8 protein-coding genes and 1 pseudogene are annotated in these 24193 nt (G+C 68.4%); 4 read left to right on the top strand and 5 right to left on the bottom strand.

Going from position 1 to position 24193, the window contains the following annotated elements; genetic code table 11:
- Positions 1-115: 115 nt before the first annotated feature.
- Positions 116-3550 (top strand): glycosyl hydrolase 2 galactose-binding domain-containing protein, encoded by a 3435-nt coding sequence (locus UCD39_RS27060; RefSeq protein ID WP_330498718.1) that lies wholly within the window; start codon positions 116-118, stop codon positions 3548-3550.
- A gap of 69 nt (positions 3551-3619) precedes the next feature.
- Here the strand turns inward: UCD39_RS27060 and UCD39_RS27065 are convergent, their stop codons facing one another.
- Positions 3620-4540 carry a LysR family transcriptional regulator gene (locus UCD39_RS27065; RefSeq protein ID WP_330498719.1) on the bottom strand — a complete coding sequence of 307 codons (921 nt, stop codon included), beginning with the start codon at positions 4538-4540 and terminating at the stop codon, positions 3620-3622.
- 182 nt (positions 4541-4722) lie between these two features.
- Here UCD39_RS27065 and UCD39_RS27070 point away from each other — a divergent pair, with 182 nt between their 5' ends.
- Both UCD39_RS27070 and UCD39_RS27075 read left to right on the top strand, forming a co-directional pair.
- Entirely contained in the window at positions 4723-5913 is a 1191-nt protein-coding gene (locus tag UCD39_RS27070; protein WP_330498720.1) for an acyl-CoA dehydrogenase, read from the top strand.
- A gap of 20 nt (positions 5914-5933) precedes the next feature.
- Positions 5934-7190 (top strand): CaiB/BaiF CoA transferase family protein, encoded by a 1257-nt coding sequence (locus UCD39_RS27075; RefSeq protein WP_330498721.1) that lies wholly within the window; start codon positions 5934-5936, stop codon positions 7188-7190.
- Here UCD39_RS27075 and UCD39_RS27080 read toward each other — a convergent pair.
- Entirely contained in the window at positions 7157-7873 is a 717-nt protein-coding gene (locus UCD39_RS27080; protein WP_330498722.1) for a response regulator transcription factor, read from the bottom strand. The two genes, UCD39_RS27075 and UCD39_RS27080, sit on opposite strands and share 34 nt — an antisense overlap.
- Before the next feature lie 439 nt (positions 7874-8312).
- Between UCD39_RS27080 and UCD39_RS27085 the strand changes: the two genes are divergently transcribed.
- Positions 8313-21425: a hypothetical protein gene (locus tag UCD39_RS27085; protein WP_330498723.1), complete on the top strand. Its 13113-nt coding sequence runs from the start codon at positions 8313-8315 to the stop codon at positions 21423-21425.
- An 85-nt stretch (positions 21426-21510) separates the two neighbouring features.
- On the opposite strand, the pseudogene UCD39_RS27095 reads toward UCD39_RS27085, so the two are convergent.
- From UCD39_RS27095 to UCD39_RS27105, 3 genes and pseudogenes are all read right to left on the bottom strand, one after another.
- Positions 21511-22937, bottom strand: a pseudogene (locus tag UCD39_RS27095) (aldehyde dehydrogenase family protein).
- Between the two features lie 57 nt (positions 22938-22994).
- Positions 22995-23927: an MFS transporter gene (locus UCD39_RS27100; RefSeq protein WP_330498726.1), complete on the bottom strand. Its 933-nt coding sequence runs from the start codon at positions 23925-23927 to the stop codon at positions 22995-22997.
- Positions 23900-24148 carry a hypothetical protein gene (locus UCD39_RS27105; RefSeq protein ID WP_330498727.1) on the bottom strand — a complete coding sequence of 83 codons (249 nt, stop codon included), beginning with the start codon at positions 24146-24148 and terminating at the stop codon, positions 23900-23902. Before UCD39_RS27105 ends, UCD39_RS27100 begins: the two co-directional genes overlap by 28 nt.
- Between the last annotated feature and the right edge of the window lie 45 nt (positions 24149-24193).

Raw genomic sequence — 24193 nt, forward strand, 5'->3', positions numbered from 1 at the left:
TAGCCTGTACTAGGATCGGCAACCAGCCTGGTCGGGAAAGGGCGCCCTTCAGCACCTATGTCCGGCCTGAAGAATAATGGGTGGCCCACCGGGCCAACGAGGGAGGGTATCCTTGATGCACGGGATCGATAAGCCGAATGCCGTCCGGCGCCTGCTGTGGGCCTCGCTGATGGTGTCCACCGCCTGGGCCGCGCCTATGAACGCCCTTGCGTCTGACAACGCTGTCAGCGCTGGCCCGTACAATGCCGCCTTCCTGGCGGGCGGCGATGGGCTGACCAAGTCCCTGGGCGGCATCACGCTCCCCGCTGAAGGTCCCTGGACACTCTCCACCTGGTTCCAAGCCGATGAGGTCGGCACCGCGCTGCTGGCCGGCGTGGGCGACCCGGCCCAGGGCCGCTATTTGGGGCTGAAGGACGGCCGGCTGGCCCTGCGCACCGGCACCGGCGAGGGCATCAGTGGCGGGGCGGCCGTGAAGGCGGGCGCCTGGCACCACGCCCTGGCCAGTTCCGACGGCAAGACCGTCCACCTCTACCTGGATGGCGCCGAGGTGGCGCAGGGCGCGGCAGCAAGGAATGCCGTCACGCCGGTGGTTGGGCTGGCCCCGCGCCTGGGGGGCGCCTTCGCCGGCCGCATCGCCGGCTTCACCGTCAGCGCCCAAGCGCTGAGCGCGGCGGAGGCCAAGGCCGCGGCCCAGCGGACGCCCACCGCCGACCTGATCAATTTCGAGGCCGCCAGCCCGACCTGGCCGGTGCAGGTCAAGCAGATGATGGGCCAGGTGACGCCGCAGGATGCCTGGACCCTGCCCAAGAGCGCCGCCCCGTTCTCCCAACCCGTGGCCAAGCCGCTGCCCAACGGCCCGGCGCTGAAGGCCGACGGCGCCGGCAATTGGACCGTCGGCGGCTGGCGCCTGGCGGAGGCACCCAAGGTGCGGGGCGATGGCGCGCGCATCTCCCAGCCCGGCTTCGATACCGCGGCCTGGTACGTGGCGACGGTGCCCGGCACCGTGCTGACCACCCTGGTCGACCGCGGCGTATATCCTGATCCGGATTACGGCCTGGACAACCTGGCCATCCCGGAAAGCCTGAACAAGCAGGATTACTGGTACCGCACGGAATTCGACGCCCCGGCCGACCTGCGGGACCGCCACCCGCTGCTGACCTTCAAGGGGATCAACTACGCCGCCGAGGTGTGGCTGAATGGCGAGCGGCTGGGCGGCGTGCGCGGCGCCTTCATCCGGGGGCGGTTCGACGTCACCGGCCATCTGCGCCCCGGGCAGAAGAACGTGCTGGCGGTCAAGATCAGCCCGCCGCCCCACCCCGGCCTGCCGCATGAGCAGTCGATCGCCGCCGGCGTGGGCGAGAACGGCGGCATGCAGGCCCTGGACGGCCCCACCTTCATCGCCAGCGAAGGCTGGGACTGGATACCCGCCGTCCGTGACCGCAACACCGGCCTGTGGCAGGACGTGACCCTGACCGCCACCGGCCCGGTGCGCATCGGCGACAGCCAGGTGGTGACCAAGCTGCCCCTGCCCGACACGTCCAAGGCCGACATCACCATCACCGTGCCGGTGGAAAACCTGACAGGCCAGCCGGTGCAGGCCGAGATCCGCGCCGCCTTCGATACCGTGACGGTCACCAAGACCGTGACCCTGGCGCCGGGTGCGGGCAGCGTTATCCTGTCCCCCGCCGAGTTCCCGCAGCTAAGCGTGAAAAACCCGGCGCTGTGGTGGCCCAACGGCCTGGGCGAGCCCGCCCTGCACACCCTGACCCTGACAGCCGCCGCTGGCGGCACCCGGTCGGATGAGAAGCACACCCGCTTCGGCATCCGCGAGGTCAGCTATGAGCTGTCGCTGATGGATGCGACGGGGCATGTCCGGCGAGTGGAGGTCGACCCCACTTTGGCGCAGGGACAGCAGGTGGTGGACGGCAGCCACACCGGCATCCACAAGATCGCCGGCGGCTGGGTGTCGTCCCTGACGCCGGGGGCCGAAAAATCGCCGGCGGTGAAGCCGTTGCAGGACTCCAGCCTGGCCCCCTATCTGATCCTGAAGGTCAACGGCGTGCGCGTGCCGGCGCGCGGCGGCAGCTGGGGCACCGATGATTGGCGCAAGCGCGTGTCGCGCGACCGGCTGGAGCCGTTCTTCCGCCTGCACCGCGAGGCCCACGTCAACACCATCCGCAATTGGGTGGGTCAGAACACCGAGGATGTGTTCTTCGACTTGGCCGATGAATATGGCCTGATGGTGCTGAACGACTTCTGGGAAAGCACGCAGGACTACAACATCGAGGCCCAGGACGTGCCGCTGTTCCTGGACAACGCCGCCGATGTCATCCGCCGCTATCGCAACCACCCCTCCATCGTGCTGTGGTTCGGCCGCAACGAGGGCGTGCCGCAGCCGGTGCTGAACGAGGGGCTGGAAAAGCTGGTCACCAGCCTGGACGGCACCCGCTATTACAGCGGCAGCTCCAACCGCGTGAACCTGCAGGACAGCGGACCTTACGACTACCGCGACCCGTCGCAGTACTTCACCAAGCTGTCCCGCGGTTTCGCGGTGGAGGTGGGCACGCCCAGCTTCCCCACGCTGGAGGCGTTCGAGGCCGCGGTGCCGGAGGGCGACCGCTGGCCGGTCAGCGACACTTGGGCCTATCACGACTGGCATCAGTCCGGTAACGGCGACACCCACGGCTTCATGGCGGCCATGGACCGCAAGCTGGGGACAGCCACCAGCCTGGCCGACTTCGAGCGCAAGGCCCAGCTGATGAACTATGAAACCCACCGGGCCATCTTCGAGGGCATGAACGCCGGCCTGTGGACGGTGAACAGCGGCCGCCTGCTGTGGATGACCCAGCCGGCCTGGCCCAGCACCAACTGGCAGATCATGAGCCATGACTACGACACCCACGGCGCCTTCTACGGCGTGCAGAAGGCGGCGGAGCCCCTGCACGTGCAGCTGGATGCGCCGGACGACGGGATCACCGTGGTCAACAACACCCGTGAGGCCAAGAAGGGTCTGACCATCCGCGCCCGCGTCCTGACCGTGGCCGGCCAGGTCATTAGCGACCAGACCCAGAAGATCGATGCCCCGGCCGATGCCGTCGCCCACGCGCGGAAGCTGGACCTGGCGGCCGCCATCCAGGCCAATGGCCTGGTGCTGGTGGCGTTGGATCTGTCGGACGCCGCCGGCACGCTGTCGCAGAATGTCTACTGGCGCGTCGCCGACGAGGCCGCCACCCGCCACCTGAACGACCTGGCGCCGCAGCCCGTCGCCCTATCCACCCGCACGGAACGGGCCGGCGATGAGATCAAGGTGCATGTGACCCTGACCAACACCGGCGGCGCCGCGTCGTTGATGAACAAGCTGACCCTGCAGAACGCCGACGGCAGCCGCCTGCTGCCGGCCTATGCCAGCGACAATTATGTCTCCCTCCTGCCGGGTGACCGGCGTGAGGTGACCATCGCCTACCCCGCCGCCCTGGCGCAGGGCCAGCCCAAGGTGGCCTTGCGCGGCTGGAACACCCAGCCGGCCACGGCGGCGGTGACGGTCCCCTGAGCCGGATACGGAAAGCCCGTCCGAGCCGATCGCGATGACCCTGGCCCACTGCCCGGGTCATCGCCCCCTCTACGCCGGCTTGGGCGGTGTTCCGCCCGGTTCCCGCCCCTGCTCCATCAGCCAATCGCGGAAGACCGTGAGGGGGCGGTAGGTTTTGCGGTTGGCGGGATAGACCAGGTAATAGCTCGTCTCGGCCGGCGACGCTCGGCCCGGCAGGATGACCAACTCGCCGGACGCAAGTTCCTCCCGCACCAGGAAACGGGGCACCAGCGCGCAGCCCAGGCCGGCGACGGCGGCACGAATGACCAGAAGGAATTGCTCGAACACCAGGGCCGGCTGCCCCGGCGGGCGTTTCAGGCCCTGGGCCTCGAACCACAGCGTCCAGCTGTCGAGACGGGTTTCCTGCAACAGCAGGGGCAGCCGCGCCAGGTCGGCGGGGCGCGGCGGACCGTTCGGGCCAATCAGGGCCGGGGCGGCGACCGGCACCAGCTCCTCCCCCATGAAACGCTGGCGGATGAGGTCCGGCACCGGCGGCAGGGCACTCATGATGGCGGCGTCCAGCCCTTCCGCGCGCGGGTCGATGGGCCGCACGCGGGTGGAGAAATTGATGCTGATGTCGCGGTGGCGGGCGAAGAAATCGGGCATGCGCGGAATCAGCCAGCGGGCGCCGAAGGACGGCAGGATGGCCAAGCCCAGGCTGCCGCTGCCGCTTTCAAAGGCGATGGCCTGGGCGCCGGCCTGACCCAGCCGGGCCAGGATGTCGCGCACCTGCTCCGCATAGAACTGGCCGGCCAGCGTCGGCACCACCCGCTGGCGCACCCGCTGGAACAGCGGTACGCCCAACTGCGCCTCCAACTGGGCCACCTGCCGGCTGACCGCCCCTTGCGTCAGGTTCAATTCATCCGCCGCCAGGGTGAAGCTGGAATGGCGGGCCGCTGCCTCGAACGCGACCAAGGCCGCCGTGCTGGGAATAAGGCGACGGGAAAGCACGGGGGTACATCCTCATGATGTCCAATACGATATTGAACAGGAATAAGGTGTTGAGGTCCATAGATCATGAGTAATTCGCATCACCTCATGACGGGACATGACTTGCCCCACCCTGGTCCGGGCGCTTAAATCCAGGGGTGGCGCCCCCGTCGAACCGGCGCCGTCGAGAGGGATCGCACAAGATGGCCAAAGGTGACGCCGCCTCGTTCCAGTGGGACGACGCCTTCCTGCTGAACGCGCAACTGGGTGAGGAGGAGCGCCTGATCCGCGACACCGCCCGCGCCTACGCGCAGGACAAGCTGGCGCCCCGGGTGGTGGAGGCCTTCGCCACGGAGCATACCGACAGGGCCATCTTCCAGGAGATGGGCGCGCTGGGCCTGCTGGGCCTCACCCTGCCAGAGGAATACGGCGGCGCCAGCGCCAGCTATGTCTCCTACGGGCTGGTGGCCCGGGAGGTGGAGGGGGTGGACAGCGGCTATCGCTCGATGATGAGCGTGCAGTCCTCCCTGGTCATGCACCCGCTTTACGCCTACGGCAGTGAGGAGCAGCGCCGCCGCTACCTGCCCCGCCTGGCGTCCGGGGAATGGGTGGGCTGCTTCGGCCTGACGGAACCGGACTCCGGCTCCGACCCCGCCTCCATGCGGACCCGGGCGGAAAAGGTGGCCGACGGCTATCGCCTCACCGGCAGCAAGATGTGGATCACCAACGCGCCCTTGGCCGATGTCTTCGTCGTCTGGGCCAAATCCGACGCGCACGACGGGGCCATCCGCGGCTTCGTGCTGGAAAAGGGCATGGCCGGCCTGTCCGCACCCAAGATCGCCAACAAGCTGAGCCTGCGCACCTCCATCACCGGTGAGATCGTGATGGATGGCGTGGTGGTGGGGGAGGAGCACCTGCTGCCCGGCGTCTCGGGCTTGAAGGGTCCCTTCGGCTGCCTGAACCGGGCGCGCTACGGCATCGCCTGGGGCGCCATGGGGGCGGCGGAAACCTGCTTCCACGCTGCCCGGACCTACACCCTGGACCGCCAGCAATTCGGCCGGCCCCTGGCCGCCAACCAGCTGGTGCAGAAGAAGCTGGCGGACATGCAGACGGAAATCACGCTGGGCCTGCAGGCGGCGTTGCGCGTCGGCCGCCTGTTCGACGAGGGCACCGCGACACCGGAGATGATCAGCCTGATCAAGCGCAACAACTGCGGCAAGGCGCTGGACATCGCCCGCGCCGCCCGCGACATGCACGGCGGCAACGGCATTTCCGGCGAGTTCCCGGTGATGCGCCACATGATCAACCTGGAAACCGTGAACACGTACGAAGGCACCCACGATGTCCACGCCCTGATCCTGGGCCGCGCCATCACCGGCATCGCCGCGTTCTGATCGGCGGGCTTGAACGCATCATGACGGGCGCGCTGACGGGCATCCAGGTCCTGGACCTGAGCCGCATCCTTGCCGGCCCCTGGGCGACCCAGCTGCTGGGCGATTTCGGGGCCACCATCATCAAGGTGGAAAAGCCGGGGGAAGGCGACGATACCCGGCGCTGGGGGCCCCCTTTCGTCGGCGGGGTGGGGGCGGAGGAGGACGGAACCGCCGCCTATTTCCTGGCGGCCAACCGCAACAAGCGCTCCATCGCCGTGGACTTCACCACCGCCGAGGGCCGGGCGCTCCTGATCGACCTGGCCGCCCGCTCAGACGTGGTGGTGGAAAACTACAAGGTTGGCGGACTGGCCAAGTACGGCCTGGATTATCCCAGCCTGCGGACCGTCAACCCGCGCCTGATCTACTGTTCCATATCGGGCTTCGGCCAGGACGGGCCCTACGCCCATCGCCTTGGCTATGACTTCCTGGTCCAGGGCATGTCCGGGTTGATGAGCGTCACCGGCACGGCGGAGGGTGGGCCGCAGAAGGCGGGCGTGGCCCTTGCCGACATCATCACCGGACTCTACGCCGGCAACGCCATCCTGGCGGCCCTGCACCACCGGGAGAAGACCGGCGAGGGCCAGCATATCGACGTGGCGCTGCTGGACTGCATGGTGGCGGCCATGGCCAACCAGGCGCTGAACCACCTGGCCAGCGGCCGTGACCCGCAGCCCCTGGGCAACGGCCATCCCAGCATCGTCCCCTACGACACCTTCCCCACCGGCGATGGCCACATCAACCTGGCGGTGGGCAACGACGGCCAGTTCGCGCGGTTGTGCGCCGTGCTGGCGGTGCCGGAGCTGAGCACCGATCCCCGCTTCGCCACCAACAGCCAGCGCGTCGCCCATCGCGCGGCATTGACCGACCGGCTGACGGCCCGGCTGACGACGGCCCCGTCGGCGCATTGGCTGGCGCGGCTGGAGACGGCGGCGGTTCCCGCCGGGCCCATCAACACCCTGAGCCAAGTCTTCGCCGACCCGCAGGTCAAGCACCGCCGGCTGGCCCTGACCCTGCCCGATCCTGTACTGGGCTCGGCCCCCGGCGTCGCCTGTCCAGTGAAGCTGTCGGGAACACCGATCATGGATGGAAGGGCACCACCCGCCCTGGGCGCCGATACGGCTACGGTATTGCGCGACGTCCTGGGCCTGGACCAGGCGCGTCTGGCGGCGCTGGCGGCGGCCGGGGTGATTGGGGCGCCCTCGGGCTATTCCGCTGGCGACGGCGCGCGGAACACGTAACCCTGGCCGTACACCATGGCCACCGGCAGCTCAACGCCACACGCGTCCAGCACCTTGCGGCGCAAGCGGCTGATGACCGCGTCAAGATTGCGGTCGTTATGAACCATGGACGGCCGCTCCAGCGAGGCGATAAGCTCGGCCCGCGACACGATGGCCCCGCAGGTCTGCATTAGCCGCGCCAGGAAGGCGAATTCGGTGGCGGTCAGCATCGTCCTGTCCCCCGTCGGCGCGACCAGTCGCCAGTCCGCCGCCTCAAGCCACCAGTCGCCCGCTGCTGGCACGGAAACCTTATGCTCCACCGCGCGGGTGCGCAGCCCGCCCAGGCGGCGGATCAAGCCGCGCAGATTGGCTTCGACTTCCCGCATGCTGGTATGTTTGACCAGATAGATATCGGCGCCGCTGGCGAGGCCTTCGACCTTGTCATCGATGCTGCTGTGCCCGGTGAGCATGATGATGCCGCAAACCAGGCCATGGCGCCGGCGGAACTCGCGGGCCAGATCAAAGCCGAGGCAATCGGGTAGGCCAACGTCCAGGATGAAGACCGTGGGCTGACGGCTCTCCGCGATCCGCAGCGCCTCCGCCCCCGTGCCGGCGCCGGCGGCCTGGAACCCTTTCAGGATCAGGTAATCGACCAGGTCCGCACGGGGACCATCCGCGTCCTCGACAACCAGCACGTCCAGCATGCAGCCCCTCTCGCCCCCTGCCGTCCATCTACACCCGCCAGCGGACGGCATCTGTCGGTTTGGGTCTATGCCCCATAATCCGAAGAATCTGCAGGCGCTGTTCCAAGTCCATCCGTCTATCCATCAGGTAATATTTATGCGGATGTCGCTGGTGATTTCAAATTTTATTGGTTCTCAGCCGCCATTAACCGGTGAACTGGCTAGAATTGTGATAGAGCGGCAACCATATTTGATAGATTTTCACACATTCCACCAGAATTCATAGAATTAAACAGAATTGATCATTGTACTTCCCCCGCGCGACCGCATACCCAAGTAGCCCTACCTCTGTAGGATTAATCCCGAATACGACGCCCTGGTTGGCGCCGTAGGTGGGCGGCGGCAAAACGCTCCGAGGCAAGGAGCGGCGGTTAAACGTCAGGCATTGTTGGGGGATGTGATGGGGCTGAACGGTGGGTTGCGCCAGGCGCTGCTGACGGGGTCTTCGCTGGTCATTTTGGCTGCCGTGGCGGGCGCGTCCCGACCGGCGGCGGCCGATATCGTTATCGGCAGCAACCAGCATGACCTTGGGATAACCACCGACCAGGGTATGGTCAGCATACAAAGCGGCGTGCTCGCCACGGGCATTTATGGGGCCTCGATCTCAGCCATCATCGGCACGTTCATCAACAACGGAACCATCGGTGCCAGCGAAGGCTTCGGCCTTTACAGCAGCCTTTCCATCGGCACGCTGGTCAATACCGGCACCATCAGCGGATATACGGGCGCCTTCAACGCCGGCACTATCGGCACGCTGAGCAATAGCGGCACCATCAAGGGTACGGCACGGGGTATTCTGAACGATGGCACCATCGCCACGCTGAGCAACAGTGGATCGATAGTGGGAGCCACCTACGGCGTCCATAACCGCGATGGCACCATCGGCACATTGAGCAATAGCGGCACCATCAAGGGTGCGGCATGGGGTATTCTGAACGTTGGCACGATCGCCACGCTGATCAACAGCGGATCGATAGGGGGGGGCACCACCGGCATCTATAACAGCGGCAGCACCATCGGCGCGCTGATCAATAGCGGATCGATAGGGGGTGCCGCCTCCGGCGTCTATAACAGCTATGGCACCATCGGCACGCTGATCAACAGCGGCACCATCGGCGGTGGCCTTCATGGGGTGCTTTCCACCGGCACCATCGGCACGCTGGACAACAGCGGCACCCTGATCGGCGTCGGTGCCAGCAGCGGGGGCGGCACGGCGGCCGCCGTGTACAACATCGGTAGCGTCGCGACGCTGTCCAATAGTGGGGTCATGCTGGCCGATGGCACCAACCATTTCAGCCTCGGCATTTTGAACAGAGGCACCATCGACACGCTGATCAACAACGGCGGCACCATCGTCGCGCTTCAGAGCGGTGCCGCCGTCGGCAACTTGGGCTTGATCGGCAGCCTTAGGAACACCGGCATTGTCCTCGGCGTCAGCACCGGCGTGGATAACCGGGGCACCATCCTGGTGCTCAACACTGACGGCACCATCACCGGTGCCAGCGCCCTGGAAAACAGCGGCACCATCGGCGCCCTGATCAACAGCGGCAGCATTGGCGGCTATAATGGCCTCTATCAGCACGACGGCGGCACCATCGGCACGCTGGTCAACAGCGGCACCATATCCGGCAATGTGATCAACGAAGGTGCCGGCGATCTGACCATCGGCGGGGGCACCGGTGGGGTCGTAGGCACGTTCACCAGCGGTCAAATCCGCAGCTCCCAGAACGGTGTGGTGTTCACCTCGGGCGCGCTGGCCATCGGGGACAGCTTCGATGTCAGCGCCAACACGGTCACCAACACGGGCGCCAGCCTGACCCTGACCAACGCCATCAGCGTCACCGGCGCCTATAGCCAGTCGGCGGGCACGCTGGTGGTCAACCCCGATGCCGGCGGCCTGCTGATCGTCAGCGGCGTGGCCAATATCAGTGGTGGCACGGTCCTTTCCAGCCTGTCCAGCACCGGCAATTACCTCGCCGGGGACTACACCCTGGTGCAGGGCACCACCGGTTCCAGCTACGCCGGCGCCACCACCACCGTCGTCGGCGACGTCGCTGGCGTCAGCGCCCACAGCTCGACCGCCGCCACCGACAGCACCGCCGCCCTGCTGCTCACTTTCGACAACAATTACATCGGCGGTGCCCTGGCGTATCTCGACAATACGCTGACACTGGCCACGAATTACGCGGTGTACGTCGCCAGCACGGGCAGCCTGGACCTTCTGGAAAACCATGGCACCTTGGGTTCGACGGTTACCGGCCAGGTGTCGCGGGCGATCGTCGTTGGCGGCACCCTCGGAAGCCTCAGCAACTATGGAGTCATCAGCGCCGTAAGCGATAGGGGCGCGGCGATCCTTGTCGACGGCGGCATCGGCACGCTGAGCAACAGCGGTATCATCAGCGGTTCAGCGACGGCCATCAGGCTGCGCGACGCGGGCACCCTCAGCTTGCTGGACAACCAAGGAACCATCGCCGGCAATATCCGTAATGATGGCGCTGGGGCACTGACGATTTCCGGGGCGAATGGGTGGCCCTTCGGCACGCTCACAGGTTATGGCCTCGACAGCCAGGGCACCATCCTCAGTACTGATTCCAACGTGGTGTTCGCCGGCGGCAATCTGTGGCTGAACGACAGCATCAATGCCGGCGCCAACACGGTGCTGAACACCGGCGCCAATCTTGATCTGCCCAATACCGTCAGCATCACTGGCACCTACAGCCAGTCTGGCGGTAGCCTATACCTGGAGGCGGGTGCCCAGCTGGTGGTCAGCGGACCGGTCACCATCACCGGCGGCGGTGTGACGGGCGGGTTCTCACCGGCCGGCAACTATCTTCCCGGCAGCATCGTCGGCACGCTGATCACGGCGGGCGCACCCTCGGATTATTCCGGCGCCGTCGTGTCAGCCGACCTGACCGGGCTGGCGGTCGGCGGGACCGCCGGCAATGACGGCCGCGACCTGATCGCCGTGGCGCAAAACTACTACGTGGGCGGCACGCTGGCCGGCATCACCAACGCCGCGGCGATCACGGGCGTCACCTCGCCCGTCTTTGTCGCCGCCTCCGGGGTTCTGGGCAGCCTAGTCAATACCGGCCAATTGTTCGGCTTTGGGGCCATCGACAACAATGGCGCCATCGGCACGCTGACCAACAGCGGCTCCGCCACTGGCGTGTATGTCGGCATCGGCAACCAGGGCACCATCGGCACGCTGACCAACAGCGGCCGGATTTCAGGTGGTTCCACCGGCATCCGCAACTACGGCACCATCGCGACACTGATCAACAGCGGCACCATCAGTGGCCCGAACGCCGCCATCATGAACGGCGGCGGCCTTTCCAGTTCGTCCACCGGCGTTCACAACAGCGGCACCCTCGGCACGCTGGTCAACAGCGGCGTAATTGCCGGCGTCATCGCCAATTTCAGCAGCACCCCCCTGACCATCGTCGGTGGATCGGACGGAACGGTCGGCACCCTGACGGGCTATGACCTCATCAGCCAGGGCACGATCACCAGCCCCGGCGCCAATGTGGTGTTCGCGGGCGGCAGCCTGCTGCTGAACGACAGCATCGTCGCCGACGGCCAGACCGTGTTCAACACCGGCGCCACACTGACGCTGTCCAGCATCGTCAGCGTGACCGGCAACTACAGCCAGTCCGCCGGCGTCCTTGACGTGGGCACGGATGGGCGACTGGTGGTCAGTGGGGCGGCCAGCATCACCGGCGGCACCGTTCAGACCACGCTGTCCAGCACGGGGAACTATCTGGCCGGCGCCAGCGCCGGCACCCTGGTCCAGGGCGGCCTGGGGTCCAGCTACAATGGGGTCAGCATCGCCGCGGGCGTCACCGGCCTGACCGCAACCGCCGGATCGGTCGCCATGGGTGACCAGGTCGACCTGGTGGCGATGGCGGCCAACGACTATGTCGGCGGCACCTTGGACGCCCTGGGGAACGATACGACCATCAATGGCGTGGATTCCGCCGTCTACATCGCCGGTACCGGCTGGCTGGGCACGCTGGTCAATGGCGGCACCCTGAACGGCAGCATCAACGGCGTCCTCAACCTCTTCGGCACCATCGGTACGCTGGCCAACAACGCCATCATCGAGGGTGGCGCCCAAGGCATCCTCAATGACGGTGTCATCGGCACGCTGTCCAACGGCGGCACCATCAGCGGCGGCAACATCGGCGTCAGCAACGTTGGCAGCATTTCGACGCTGTCCAATACCGGCACGCTGAGCGGGGACCTTTACGGTCTGCTCAACCAGCGCCGCATCGACACTGTCATCAACCAGGGAACCATCTCCGGCACGGTGGCGCTGTACAACCGGGGCACCATCGGCACCGTCCTCAACTATGGCAGCCTGATCGATGCCGCCGCCCCCGTGGCGGCGGGCCTGGCGAATACCGGCTTGATCGGCCTGGTCGATACCCACGGGACCATGACGGGTGCCGTATTCGGCCTGAACAACACCGGGACCATCGGGACGGTGGACAACAGTGGCCTCGTCGCCGGCACCGGCGCGAACGGCGGCATCGGCGTCTACTCCTCCGGCACCATCGGCACGCTGGCGAACAGCGGCACGATTCGGGGCGTGACCACCGCCGTGCGCCTCGGTGGATCGGGCAGCATCGGCCTGTTGTCCAACAGCGGCGTGATCGCGGGCGATATCCGCAACGGCAGCGGCACCGCCCTGACCATCGCGGGCGGGACGCACACCACCGGCACGTTGACCGGCGCCAACCTGGTCAGCCAGGGCACCATCCGCAGCACCGACGCCGATCTTGTGTTCGCGTCCGGCAACCTGCTGCTGAACGACAGCATCAACGCCGGATCCAACACGGTGCTGAACGCCGGCGCCAGCCTGACGCTGCCCAGCACCGTGACCATCACCGGCAGCTATCGCCAGACGGACGGCACCCTGGCGCTGAACGCCGGCGCCAGTGCGCTGATCATCAGCGGAGCGGCCACCATCACCGGCGGCACCGTCGTGGGCAGCCTGGACGCCGGCGGCAATTACACCGTGGGGGCCACCCCCTACACCCTGGCGCAGGGCGGCGCCGGGTCCAACTATGCTGGTGCGACCGTCACCAGCGGCCTGGCCGGCCTGGCGACCGGCAGCACCTCCGACGGCCAGAACCTGCTGATGACCATCGCCAACGACTATGTCGGCGGCACGCTGGCCAACCTCAGCAACAGCGGCACGATCAGCGCCGCCACCGGCATCTTTGTGGCCGGCACGGGCAGCGTCGGAACCCTGTCCAACGACGGCACGCTCAACGGCACCTGGGGCGTCAACAACCAGGGCGGCGCGGGTACGCTGCTCAACAATATGTTGATCAGCGTGGCCGGCACTGGCGTCATCAACGGCGGCACCATCGGCCTGCTATCCAACAGCGGCACGCTGCTGGCCGATGGCACGAACGGCATCGTCAACATCGGCCGCATCGGCACCCTGGCCAACAGTGGCCGCCTGATCAACACGCAGATCAACGCCGGGTCCGGCACGGCGGCGGCCGTGCTGAACCAGGGCACCGTCGGCGTGCTGTCCAACAGCGGCCTGATCAGCGGGCCCGTCGCCCTGGAAAACAGAGGCACCATCGGCCTCGTTGCCAACAGCGGCACCATCGCCGGCGATATCCGGAATGACGGGGCCACCCCCCTCACCATCACCGGCGGCACCGATTTGTCGGTGGGCACGCTGACGGGCTACACCCTGGGCAATCAGGGCACCCTCACGAGCGGGTCCAGCGACCTGGTATTCGCGGGCGGCAAGCTGCTGCTGAACGATGTCATCGACATGGGCGACCACACGGTGTTCAACGCCGGCGCCTCGCTGTCGCTGCCCAACACCGTCAGCGTGACCGGCAACTACAGCCAATCCGCCGGCACGGTGGCGCTGGGCGTGGGCGCGCAACTGGCGGTCAGCGGTGCCGCCACCATCACCGGCGGCACGGTGGTGGCCACGCTGTCCAGCAGCGGCAACTATCTGGCCGGGGCCATCGCCGGCACGCTGATCACGGCGGGTGCCGTCTCTGATTACTCGGGCGCCACCGTGGCCAGCGGCTTGAGCCCATTGGCGCTCGGCGGGACCGTCAGTGGCGACGGACGCAACCTCTTGGCCCTGGCGCGCAATGATTATGTCGGCGGCGCGCTGGAAGCCATCGCCAATACCGGCACGATCCGGGGCGTCAACTCCGCGGTGTACGTGGCCGCCTCCGGCGTGCTGGGCAGCCTGAGCAACAGTGGGCTGCTGTCGGGCCGGTTCGTCGGTCTCAGCAATGATGGCGCCATCGGTACCCTGGACAATGGCGGCAGCATCAACGGCTATAGCGGCGTGACGTCCAGCAACAGCATCGGCCTGCTGATCAACCGCGGCACCATAACATCGACGTCCTCCGCCATCGGGAACAAGGGCACCATTGGCGAAATCCGCAACAGCGGCGTCATCCTGGCCCGGGGCAGCACCAGCGCCGCCGCCGTCGGCGTCTATTCCACGGGCGCCATCGGCACGCTGTCGAACAGCGGCGTCATCAGCGGCAAGACCTACGCGATCTGGATCAGCCAGGGTGGCAGCCTGGGCACGCTGGTCAACAGCGGCACCATCGCCGGCGATGTCCGTAACGACGGGCCGGCCGGCCTGACCATCGTCGGTGGCGCCGACGGGCAAATCGGCACGCTGACCGGCTTCAACGGCGGCAGCGGCACGCTGAGCAGCCCGCAGGCCGACGTCGTGTTCGCGGGCGGCAGCTTGGCGCTGAACGACGACATCACTGTCGACACCCATACGGTGGTGAACAGCGGGGCGGCCCTGTCGCTGCTGCGGACCGTCAGCATCACCGGCGGCTACAGCCAGAGCGGCGGCACGCTGGCGCTGGGCACCTACACCCTGGTGGTCAGCGGCGTGGCCGACATCAGCGGCGGCACGGTGACCACCACCCAGTTGGACGCCAGCGGGAATTACCTGGTGGGCGACAGCCACGGCACCCTGGTCCAGGGCGCCATCGGGTCCAGCTATACCGGGGTCAGCATCCTTTCCGGCATCACCGGCCTGACCCTGGCCGCGAACACCGCCACCATCGGCGGCACGGTCGACCTGCTGCTGACCGCGGCCAGCGACTATGTCGGCGGCACGCTGACCAACCTGGAGAACACCGGCACCATCACCGGCGTGCGGACGGCGGCCTACGTCGCGGACGGCGGCGCCATCGGTACCCTCAGCAACAGCGGCGTGCTGCACGGAACCCGCTACGGCCTATATAACAATGGCGGCATCGACACCGTCAGCAACGCCGGCACCATCAGCGGCACGGTAGGCCTGTACAATGTCGGCACCATCGGCACGGTGCTGAACGCCGGCAGCCTGGTGGACGATTTCGCCCCCAGGGCGGCGGGCCTGGTCAATTGGGGCCTGATCGGCGGTCTGGACAACCGGGGCACCATCACCGGCGAGTCTTATGGCCTGTACAACCTGGGGACCCTGGGCACGGTCAGCAACAGCGGCACCATCGCCGGCCGTATCGGCTTGATCAATGAGGGCACCATCGCGGTCTGGGCCAATGCCGGGGCCGGAACCATCGCCGGTGTCAACACCGGCGTGGAAAATGACGGTGTCCTGGGCACCCTGACCAACAGCGGCACCATCGCCGGCTTCTCCATGGCCCTATGGAACACCGGCAGTATCGTCACGGTGACGAACGGGGCGGTCATCGCCAGCAACCACACCGCGCTGCTCAACCAGGGCACCGTGGGCACCCTGGTCAACCAGGGCACGATCAGCGGCGGAACCTATGGCGTGAACAACGCCGGCACGGTGGGCGGCATCGCCAACAGCGGCGTCATCGCCGGCATCACCGCGCTGTACACCAGCGGCAGCCTGGGCACGATGGCCAACAGCGGCACCATCGCGGGCAACGTGGTGAACACCAGCGCCAACGCCCTGATCATCGTGGGCGGCGGCAACGGCACGGTGGGCAGCTTCACGGGCGGCACCATCACCAGCACGCTGGCGGGGGTGACCCTGGCATCCGGCACCCTGTTGCTTGGGGACGCGGTGAATGTGGGCACCGGCAGCCTGGTCAACAGCGGCGCGTCGGTGACGCTGGCGGGAGCCATCCAGGTCACGGGCTCCTACAGCCAGGCGGCCGGCAGCCTGTCCCTGGGCGGGCAGGCGCTGACGGTCAGTGGTGCGGCCAGCATCACCGGCGGCGGCGTGCTGGCCGGCCTGTCGAACGAGGGCAACTATGTGGCGGGCGGGGTGACCACCCTTGTTGCCGCCGGGGCGGGCTCCACCTACACCGGCGCCACCGTCAGCAGCGGGGTCACGGGCCTGATCGCCACGGCGGGGGCCAGCGGCGACAACCTGGTGCTGACGGCGATCAACGACTATGTCGGCGGCAGCTTGGCCAGCCTGACCAACAGCGGCACGGTGTCGGCGGCCACGGCGGTCCACATCGCCGCCAGCGGCAGCCTGGGTACCCTTGTGAACAGCGGCCTCATCGAGGGCGCCGTCGTCAACCTGTCGTCCCAGGTGTTGAGCATCGCCGGCGGTACGGGCGCCACCATCGGCACCCTGACCGGCTTGGCCGGGGCGCAGGGCACCATCACCAGCACCGGCGCCAACGTCGTGCTGGCCAGCGGCAACCTGGTCCTGAACGATGCGGTGACCGTCGGCACCGGCACCCTGGTCAACAGCGGCGCCAACGTGCTGCTGACCAGCATCGTCAGCGTCACCGGCAACTACAGCCAGACCAGCGGCACACTGGCCCTTGGGCTCAACACGCTGGTGGTCAGCGGCGTCGCCAGCCTCACGGGGGGCACCGTTTCCACCACACAGATGCTGTCCAGCCAGGCGAACCACCTGGTCACCGACAGCGCGACGCTGGTGCAGGGTGGCGCCGGCTCCGACTATGACGGGGTCCGCGTCGTGGCCGCCATCAGCGGGCTGGCGCTCACCAGCAGCACGGCCACCATCGGATCCACCGTCGACCTGCTGTTGGGGGTCGCCAACGACTACATCGGCGGCACCCTGGGCACGCTGAACAACACGGGCACCATCGCCGGCGTGGCGACGGCGGCCTACGTCGCCACCGGCGGCAGCCTGGGCACCCTGGTCAACACCGGCCTGCTGAGCGGCACGCTCTACGGCATCCAGAACCTGGGCACGATCAGCCTGGTCAGCAACAACGGCACCGCCACGGGCCTCGTCGGCCTGTACAACCAGGGGACCATTGGCACGGTGGTCAACACCGGCGCCCTGCTGGACGCCCCGGCGCCGGCCGCCGCCGGCCTGAACAACGCCGGCAGCATCGGCGTAGTGGCCAACAGCGGCACCATCGCCGGCGTGACCGCCCTGTACAACCAGGGCAGCATCGGCACCATCGCCAACAGCGGCGTCATCGCCGGCAACGTGGTCAACAGCGGCGCCAACGCCCTGGTCTTCACCGGCGGCAGCGGCACGGTGGTCGGCACCCTGACCGGGACCAACGGCATCGGCACCCTCACCAGCACGGGCGCCAATGTCACGCTGGCCAGCGGCAACCTGTTGCTGAACGACCAGGTCAACGTCGGCACCGGCACCCTGGTCAACAGCGGCGCCAACGTGCTGCTGACCAACGTCCTCAGCGTGACGGGCAACTACGCCCAAAGCGCCGGCACCCTGGCCATGGGCATCGGCAGTGGCACGGCAGGTGAGCTGCTGGTCAGCGGCGACGCCGCCTTCACCGGCGGCACCGTGGCGGTCACGGCGCTGTCGGGCAGCAACCTGATCGCCGGGCAGAGCTACACCATCGCCGAGGTCGGCGGTTCCCTGACCACCGGCGGACTGACCGCCGCGGCCACGGGCTTCAGCGCCACCCTGGGCACAGGCGCCAATGGTGCTGCCACCGACCTGCTGCTGACCCTGCTCAGCGACTATGTCGGCGGCACCCTGGGCACGCTCAGCAACACCGGCACCATCAACGCCGCCACGGCGGTGCTGATCACCAGCGCCGGCAGCCTGGGCACGCTGGCCAACAGCGGGGCCATCATAGGCAACGTGGTCAACGCCAGCGCCAACGACCTGGTCATCGTCGGGGGCTCTGGTGGTACCGTGGGTAGCTTCTCGGGCGGCACCATCCGCAACAGCCTGAGCAACCTGACCTTCGCGGCGGGTGCCGTCAGCCTGGCCGACGCCATCGACGTCACCGGCCACACCGTCAGCAACAGCGGGGCATCCCTGACCCTGGCCGGCGACGTCAGCATCACCGGCGCCTACAGCCAGACGGCCGGTACCCTGGCCGTGGCCGGCCACGTGCTGAGCGTCAGCGACGCCGCCAGCGTCAGCGGCGGCGTGGTCAACGCCGGCCTGGCGGGCACCGCCAACTACCTGGTGGGCGACAGCGTCACCCTGATCCAGGGTGGCACCGGCTCCAGCTACACCGGCGCCACCGTCACCAGCGGCCTGACCGGCCTGGACGCCGTGGCCGGCACCAGCGGCAGCACCCTGCTGGCGGTCGCGGGCAACGACTACATCGGTGCCAGCCTGGCCACGCTCAGTGTCACGGGGACCCTGGCCAACACGGCCGGGGGCGCCACGGCGCTGTACATCGCCAGCACCGGCACCCTGGGCAGCCTGGCCAACAGCGGCACCATCAGCGGCAACATCACCAACCTGTCGGCCAACGACCTGGTCATCCAGGGCGGGACCAACGGCACGGTGGGCCGCTTCAGCGGCGGCACCATCACCAACACCACCAGCAACGTGGTGTTCGCCAGCGGCGCCGTCAGCCTGGCCGACGCCATCGACGTCACCGGCCACACCGTCAGCAACAGCGGGGCATCCCTGACCCTGGCCAGCGACGTCGCCATCACCGGCGCCTACAGCCAGACGGCCGGCACCCTGGCCGTGGCCGGCCATGTGCTGACGGTCAGCGGCCCGGCGCTGGTGACGGGCGGCACGGTCAGCGCCGGCGTTAGCGGCGTGGGCAACTACTTCGTGGGCGACAACGTCACCCTGATCCAGGGCGGCACGGGCTCCAGCTACACCGGCGCCACGGTCACCAGTGGCCTGACCGGCCTGGGCGCCACCGGGGCCACCAGCGGCACCAGCCTGCTGGCGGTGGCCGGCAACGACTATATCGGCGCCAGCCTGGCCACCCTCTCCGTCACCGGCACGCTTGTTAACACCGCCGGCGGCGCCACGGCGCTGTACATCGCCTCGACCGGCACCCTGGGCAGCCTGGCCAACAGCGGCGTCCTCATCGGCAACGTGGTCAACACCAGCACCCGCGACCTCACCATCAACGGCGGGGCCAACGGCACGGCGGGCCGCTTCAGTGGCGGCACCATCACCAACACCGCCAGCAACGTGGTGTTCGCCAGCGGCGCCATCAGCCTGGCCGACGCCCTCAACGTGGCGACGCACACGGTCAGCAACACCGGCGCCAGCCTCACCCTGGCCAGCAATGTCGGCATCACGGGCAACTTCGCGCAGAGCGGCGGCACGCTGGCCACGGGCGGCCATGTGCTGACCGTCAGCAATGCGGCCAGCGTGACGGGCGGCGTGGTCAACGCCGGCCTGGCGGGCACCGCCAACTATCTGGTGGGCGACAGCGTCACCCTGATCCAGGGCGGCACCGGCTCCAGCTACACCGGCGCCACCGTCACCAGCGGCGTCACCGGCCTGTCGGCCAATGCGGTCACCAGCGGCGGCACCCTGCTGGCGGCGGCGGGCAATGACTATATCGGTGCCAGCCTGGCCACCCTGAATGTCACAGGCACGCTGGCCAACACCGCCGGCGGCGCCACGGCGCTGTACATCGCCAGCACCGGCACGCTCGGCACCTTGGCCAACAGCGGCACCATCAGCGGCAATGTGGTCAACCTCAGCGCCAACGACCTGGTGGTCAGCGGGGGCGCCACGACCAGCGCGCCGGGCGTGTTCACGGGCGGCACCATCGACAACCGCCTGTCCAACCTGCGCTTCACCAGTGGTGCCGTGCGGCTGGCCGACGCGGTGAACGTCACCGGCCACAGCGTGGTCAACAGCGGGGCCACCCTGCTGGTGACCAGTGCCGTGAACATCACCGGCGGCTACAGCCAGACGGCCGGCGGCCTGGTGATCGGGGCCACGTCGCAGACCAGCTACGGCAACCTGGTGATCAGCGGCAGCGCCAGCCTGACGGGCGGGTCGGTGACGCTGCAGGGGGCGGGCGGCAACGCCCTGCAGGCCGGCACCTACACCATCGCGGCGGCGGGCGGCGGGCTGAGCCTCAGCGGCGTCAGCTTCAGCGCCACCGGCTACACCGTGACCAGCGACGTGGTGACGGTGGGCGGCACCACCGACCTGGTGGTGAAGGTGGCGGGCACCGCCACCAACTACACGGCGGTGGGCAACGCCCAGGGTGGCGCGGCGGTGGGCACGGGCTCGGCCCTGGACCAGATCGCGGCGCTGGCCAGCAGCAGCATCACCACCAACACCCAGGTGGCGGCGTTCACGCAGCAGGTGCTGGCGCCGCTGGCGACCCTGACGCCGGCGGCCAAGCAGGTGGCGGTGGCGCAGCTGTCGCCCAGCCAGCTGACGCCGCAGCTGACGGCGACCTCGGTCACGCCCACCACCACGGCCATCAGCCAGCACCAGGAGACGGTGGCCAGCCTGATGGACGGCGGGGAGAAGGGTCTGGCCGCGGGCTCGGCCGGGCGCCAAGGCGTGCTGTGGGGCGAGGTCGTGGGCGCCGGCGTGCTGCGCGGCACCACGACGGAGGCCGCTGGCTACCGCGCCAGCAGCGCCGGCCTGGTGCTGGGCGCCGACTGGTTCGCCGATCCGGAAGTGATGGCCGGCATGGCCTTCAGCTGGATCAACAGCGCCTCGGTCGGCCAGGGGGTCATGGCGGGCAGCACCACCCGCGTGGGCAGCTACCAGCTCACCGCCTACAGCGTCTACCGCCCCGACTGGGCGGACCAGAAGCTGTCGGTCGAGGGCCAGCTGGGCTTCGGCTACAACCACTTCGACCAGCGCCGCGTCATCCAGTTCCTGGGCACCCGCGCCAACGCCAACTACGGCGGCGAGCAGTACCTGGGCAAGGTCACCGTCGGCTATGAACTGCCATCGGCGGCGGACTTCACCCTGACACCGCAGGTGAGCGTGCGGGCCGTGCGGCTGACCAACCATGGCTATGAGGAGCGGGATGCCGGGGCGGCCAACATGGCGGTGGACTCCCTGGTGACCAACGCCATCACCCAGGAACTGGGGATGAAGGTGGACACGACGTGGGACACGGGCATCGGCCGGCTGTTCCCGGACCTGCGGGTGTTCTGGGTGCACGACTACCTGAACGGCCCCATCGCCACCACGGGCGCGCTGGCGGGCGTCAGCTTCGCCAGCACCACCGGCCGCCCGCAGGCGGACGGCCTGGGCCTGGCGCTGGGCACCACCCTGGAGAAGTCGGACGGCTTCAAGCTGCGGCTGGAGTACACCGGCGAACTCCGCCGCGACTACCAGAGCCACGGCGGCATGCTACGCGCCAGTTGGGACTTCTGACCCGGCACCCCTGCAAAACGGGCCGGCACCGCAAGCAGACGGCGCCGGCCCTTCTTTCCGAGGATGGAACGCTTGGGGAGGACGATCAGGCTACCGCCACCCCTTTCAGTTCCAGGAATTCCCCCAGCCCGAACTCGGCATACTCCCGGCCATTGCCGGACTGCTTGTAGCCGCCGAACGGCACGGCCGGGCTCCAGGCCGGGTCATTGATATAGATGGTGCCGGCGCGCAGCTGCCGGGCCACCGCCTGGGCCTGGGCGGCATCGCCCGACTGGACATAGGCAGCCAGGCCGTAAACGGTATCGTTGGCCAGGGTCACCGCCTCCTCCACCGTCCGATAGGTCAGGATGGACAGGACGGGCCCGAAATCTCCTCCCGCGCCACCGTCATTGACGGGGTGACGCGGCCGAAAACCGTGGGCCGGACATAATAACCGCGCGTCAGCCCCGCCGGCCGGCCAGAGCCGCCCGCGATCAGCTCCGCCCCCTCGGCGACACCGACCTCGATCAACCGCTGCACCTTGGCGAACTGATTGGCGTTGGACACCGGTCCCATCGTCGTGGCGTCGTCCAGGGGATCGCCGACCACCACGGTTCCGGTCGCCTCGCGCGCGATCGCCGCGACCTCCGCATAGCGATCCTCGGGCACCAGCATGCGGGTCGGCGCGTTGCACGACTGGCCGGTATTGTTGAAGCAGCGCAGCACCCCCTGCCGGACGGCCCGCGGGATATCGGCATCCGGCAGGATGATGTTGGCCGACTTGCCGCCCAATTCCTGGCTGACCCGCTTGACCGTATCGGCCGCCAGTTTCGCCACCTGCACGCCCGCCCGGGTCGAGCCGGTGAAGGACACCACGTCGATGTCGGGATGGCCGGCGATGGCCTGTCCCACGCCAGCGCCATCGCCATGGACCAGGTTAAAGACGCCGGCGGGCACGCCCGCGGCGTGCATCACCTCCGCGAACAGGGTGGCGCTGAGCGGCGCCAGCTCACTGGGCTTCAGCACCATGCTGCAGCCGGCCGCCAGCGCCGGCGCCACCTTGCAGACGATCTGGTTCATGGGCCAGTTCCACGGGGTGATCATCCCGGCAACGCCGATGGGCTCCCGCCACAGGCGCAAGGGGCCCCGCTCCTCCTCGAACACGAAGTCGCGCAGCGTGTCGACCATCTGCGCCAGGTGAGCGGCGCCGATGCCGGCCTGAACCTGGCGGGCGAAGCCCAGCGGCGCCCCCATCTCCTGCCGGATGGCATCACCGATGTCCGCCATGCGGGCGCCATAGGCCGCCAGGATGGCGGACAACAGGTCCAGGCGCTGCTGTCGGCTGGTCCGGGAGAATGTTTCAAAAGCGCGCCGGGCCGCCGCTACGGCCAAATCCACCTCGGCCGGGCCGGCAAGGGCCACCTGGGCGCAAGCGGCCTCGGTCGCCGGATTGATGACATCCAGCAGGCGCCCCCCTTCAGGCTGACGCCATTGGCCATCGATGTAACAGGGGAGAAGCGGAAGCGAAGACATGGGGTTCGATCCAAGCAGTGAAACCGAAGGAAGTGGGAAGCCGGGCTGCGGGGAGGTCTAGGACCGACGGCGCGCGGCGATGAAGGCGGCGACCGATAGCGCCAGCAGCAGCGCCCCCTGCGCCGCCACGGCGACATAGGTCCCGGCATAGTCCAGGGTGTAGCCCGCCACCAGCGGACCCAGGGCGGCACCGCCGCCGATGATCATGTTGGACAGGATCACCAGCCCGCCGCCGTCATCCGTATCGGCCAGCGCCGCCAACAGCATGGGCACCAGGAAGGACCAGCAGACCTGCAGCAGCACCACCGCGCCGATGAAGGCGCCCCGGCCGGGCGGAAAGGCCAACACCAGCAGGCAGGCCAGCAAGAGACCGAAGACGCCCACCGTATAGGCGCCCCGCCGCCGGGAATGTCCGGAGACGGTGGCCAGGACGGACCCGAGGATAGCGGTGAACATCGCCGCCGCCGTCAAGGTGCCCACCCCGTCCTCCGTCAGGCCCAAGGCCAGACCCGGCACACCGACGAAGGCCCAGGCGCCGCTGATGGCCAGGTAATAGCAGAAGATCGCCAGCAAATTCAGGCGGGCCGCCCCCGAACCGCCGCCCCGCTCAAAACCCGACTGCTCCGGCCAAGCGGCGGGCAGGCCCGCCACCACGGCCAGGGCCAGCAACGCCGCCGCGGCGAGGAGGACGTAGAACCCGGCAAGGCCGACATGCCCGAACAGCCGCGGCAGGTAAAGCAGCCCCAGGGCGGCCGACACCGTCTGTCCGCCCGTCCAGCAAGCGAAGGCGCGATGAGGATCGGCGGATCTGCCCGCCGCCAACAGGCAGACGACCGACAGCACGCCACCCCCCGCCCCGCCGAGGAAGCGCAACGGCATGAGCCAGGCGGCATCGCCGCCGGCCCGGGCCACCAGGGCCGACCCCACCCCGGCGCCCACGAACACCAGGGTGGCCACCACGGTCAGCGGCCGCCAGGAGAAGCGCCGCAACAGAAAAACCGCCGGGAAGGAGACCAGGGCGGCCCCCCCAACTCCACCGACATGAGCAAGCCGATGTCGCCAGGGGACCAGTGCCACTCAAGCGCCAACTGGCCGGCGATGACGGGCGATACCAGGAAGACGAAGGGCCCGATGAGGCCAAAGGCGGTGATGGCCGCCAGCGAGAGCATCAGCGGGACCGGTTGGTCCGTGGACGTGGTAACGGATGCCATGAAGCCTCCCCAGGGGTAAGCGGCGGCGCGTGGCGGGCCACGGCG

The organism is Nitrospirillum karajorum (genome assembly GCF_036348415.1).
Lineage (GTDB): Bacteria > Pseudomonadota > Alphaproteobacteria > Azospirillales > Azospirillaceae > Nitrospirillum > Nitrospirillum amazonense_B.

What these genes read in the sequence shown, in the direction of transcription:
- UCD39_RS27070 (WP_330498720.1), top strand. Translation starts at nt 4,723, where the DNA reads ATGGCCAAAGGTGACGCCGCCTCGTTCCAGTGGGACGACGCCTTCCTG.
- UCD39_RS27060 (WP_330498718.1), top strand. Translation starts at nt 116, where the DNA reads ATGCACGGGATCGATAAGCCGAATGCCGTCCGGCGCCTGCTGTGGGCC.
- UCD39_RS27075 (WP_330498721.1), top strand. Translation starts at nt 5,934, where the DNA reads ATGACGGGCGCGCTGACGGGCATCCAGGTCCTGGACCTGAGCCGCATC.
- UCD39_RS27085 (WP_330498723.1), top strand. Translation starts at nt 8,313, where the DNA reads ATGGGGCTGAACGGTGGGTTGCGCCAGGCGCTGCTGACGGGGTCTTCG.
- UCD39_RS27105 (WP_330498727.1), bottom strand. Translation starts at nt 24,148, where the DNA reads ATGGCATCCGTTACCACGTCCACGGACCAACCGGTCCCGCTGATGCTC.
- UCD39_RS27080 (WP_330498722.1), bottom strand. Translation starts at nt 7,873, where the DNA reads ATGCTGGACGTGCTGGTTGTCGAGGACGCGGATGGTCCCCGTGCGGAC.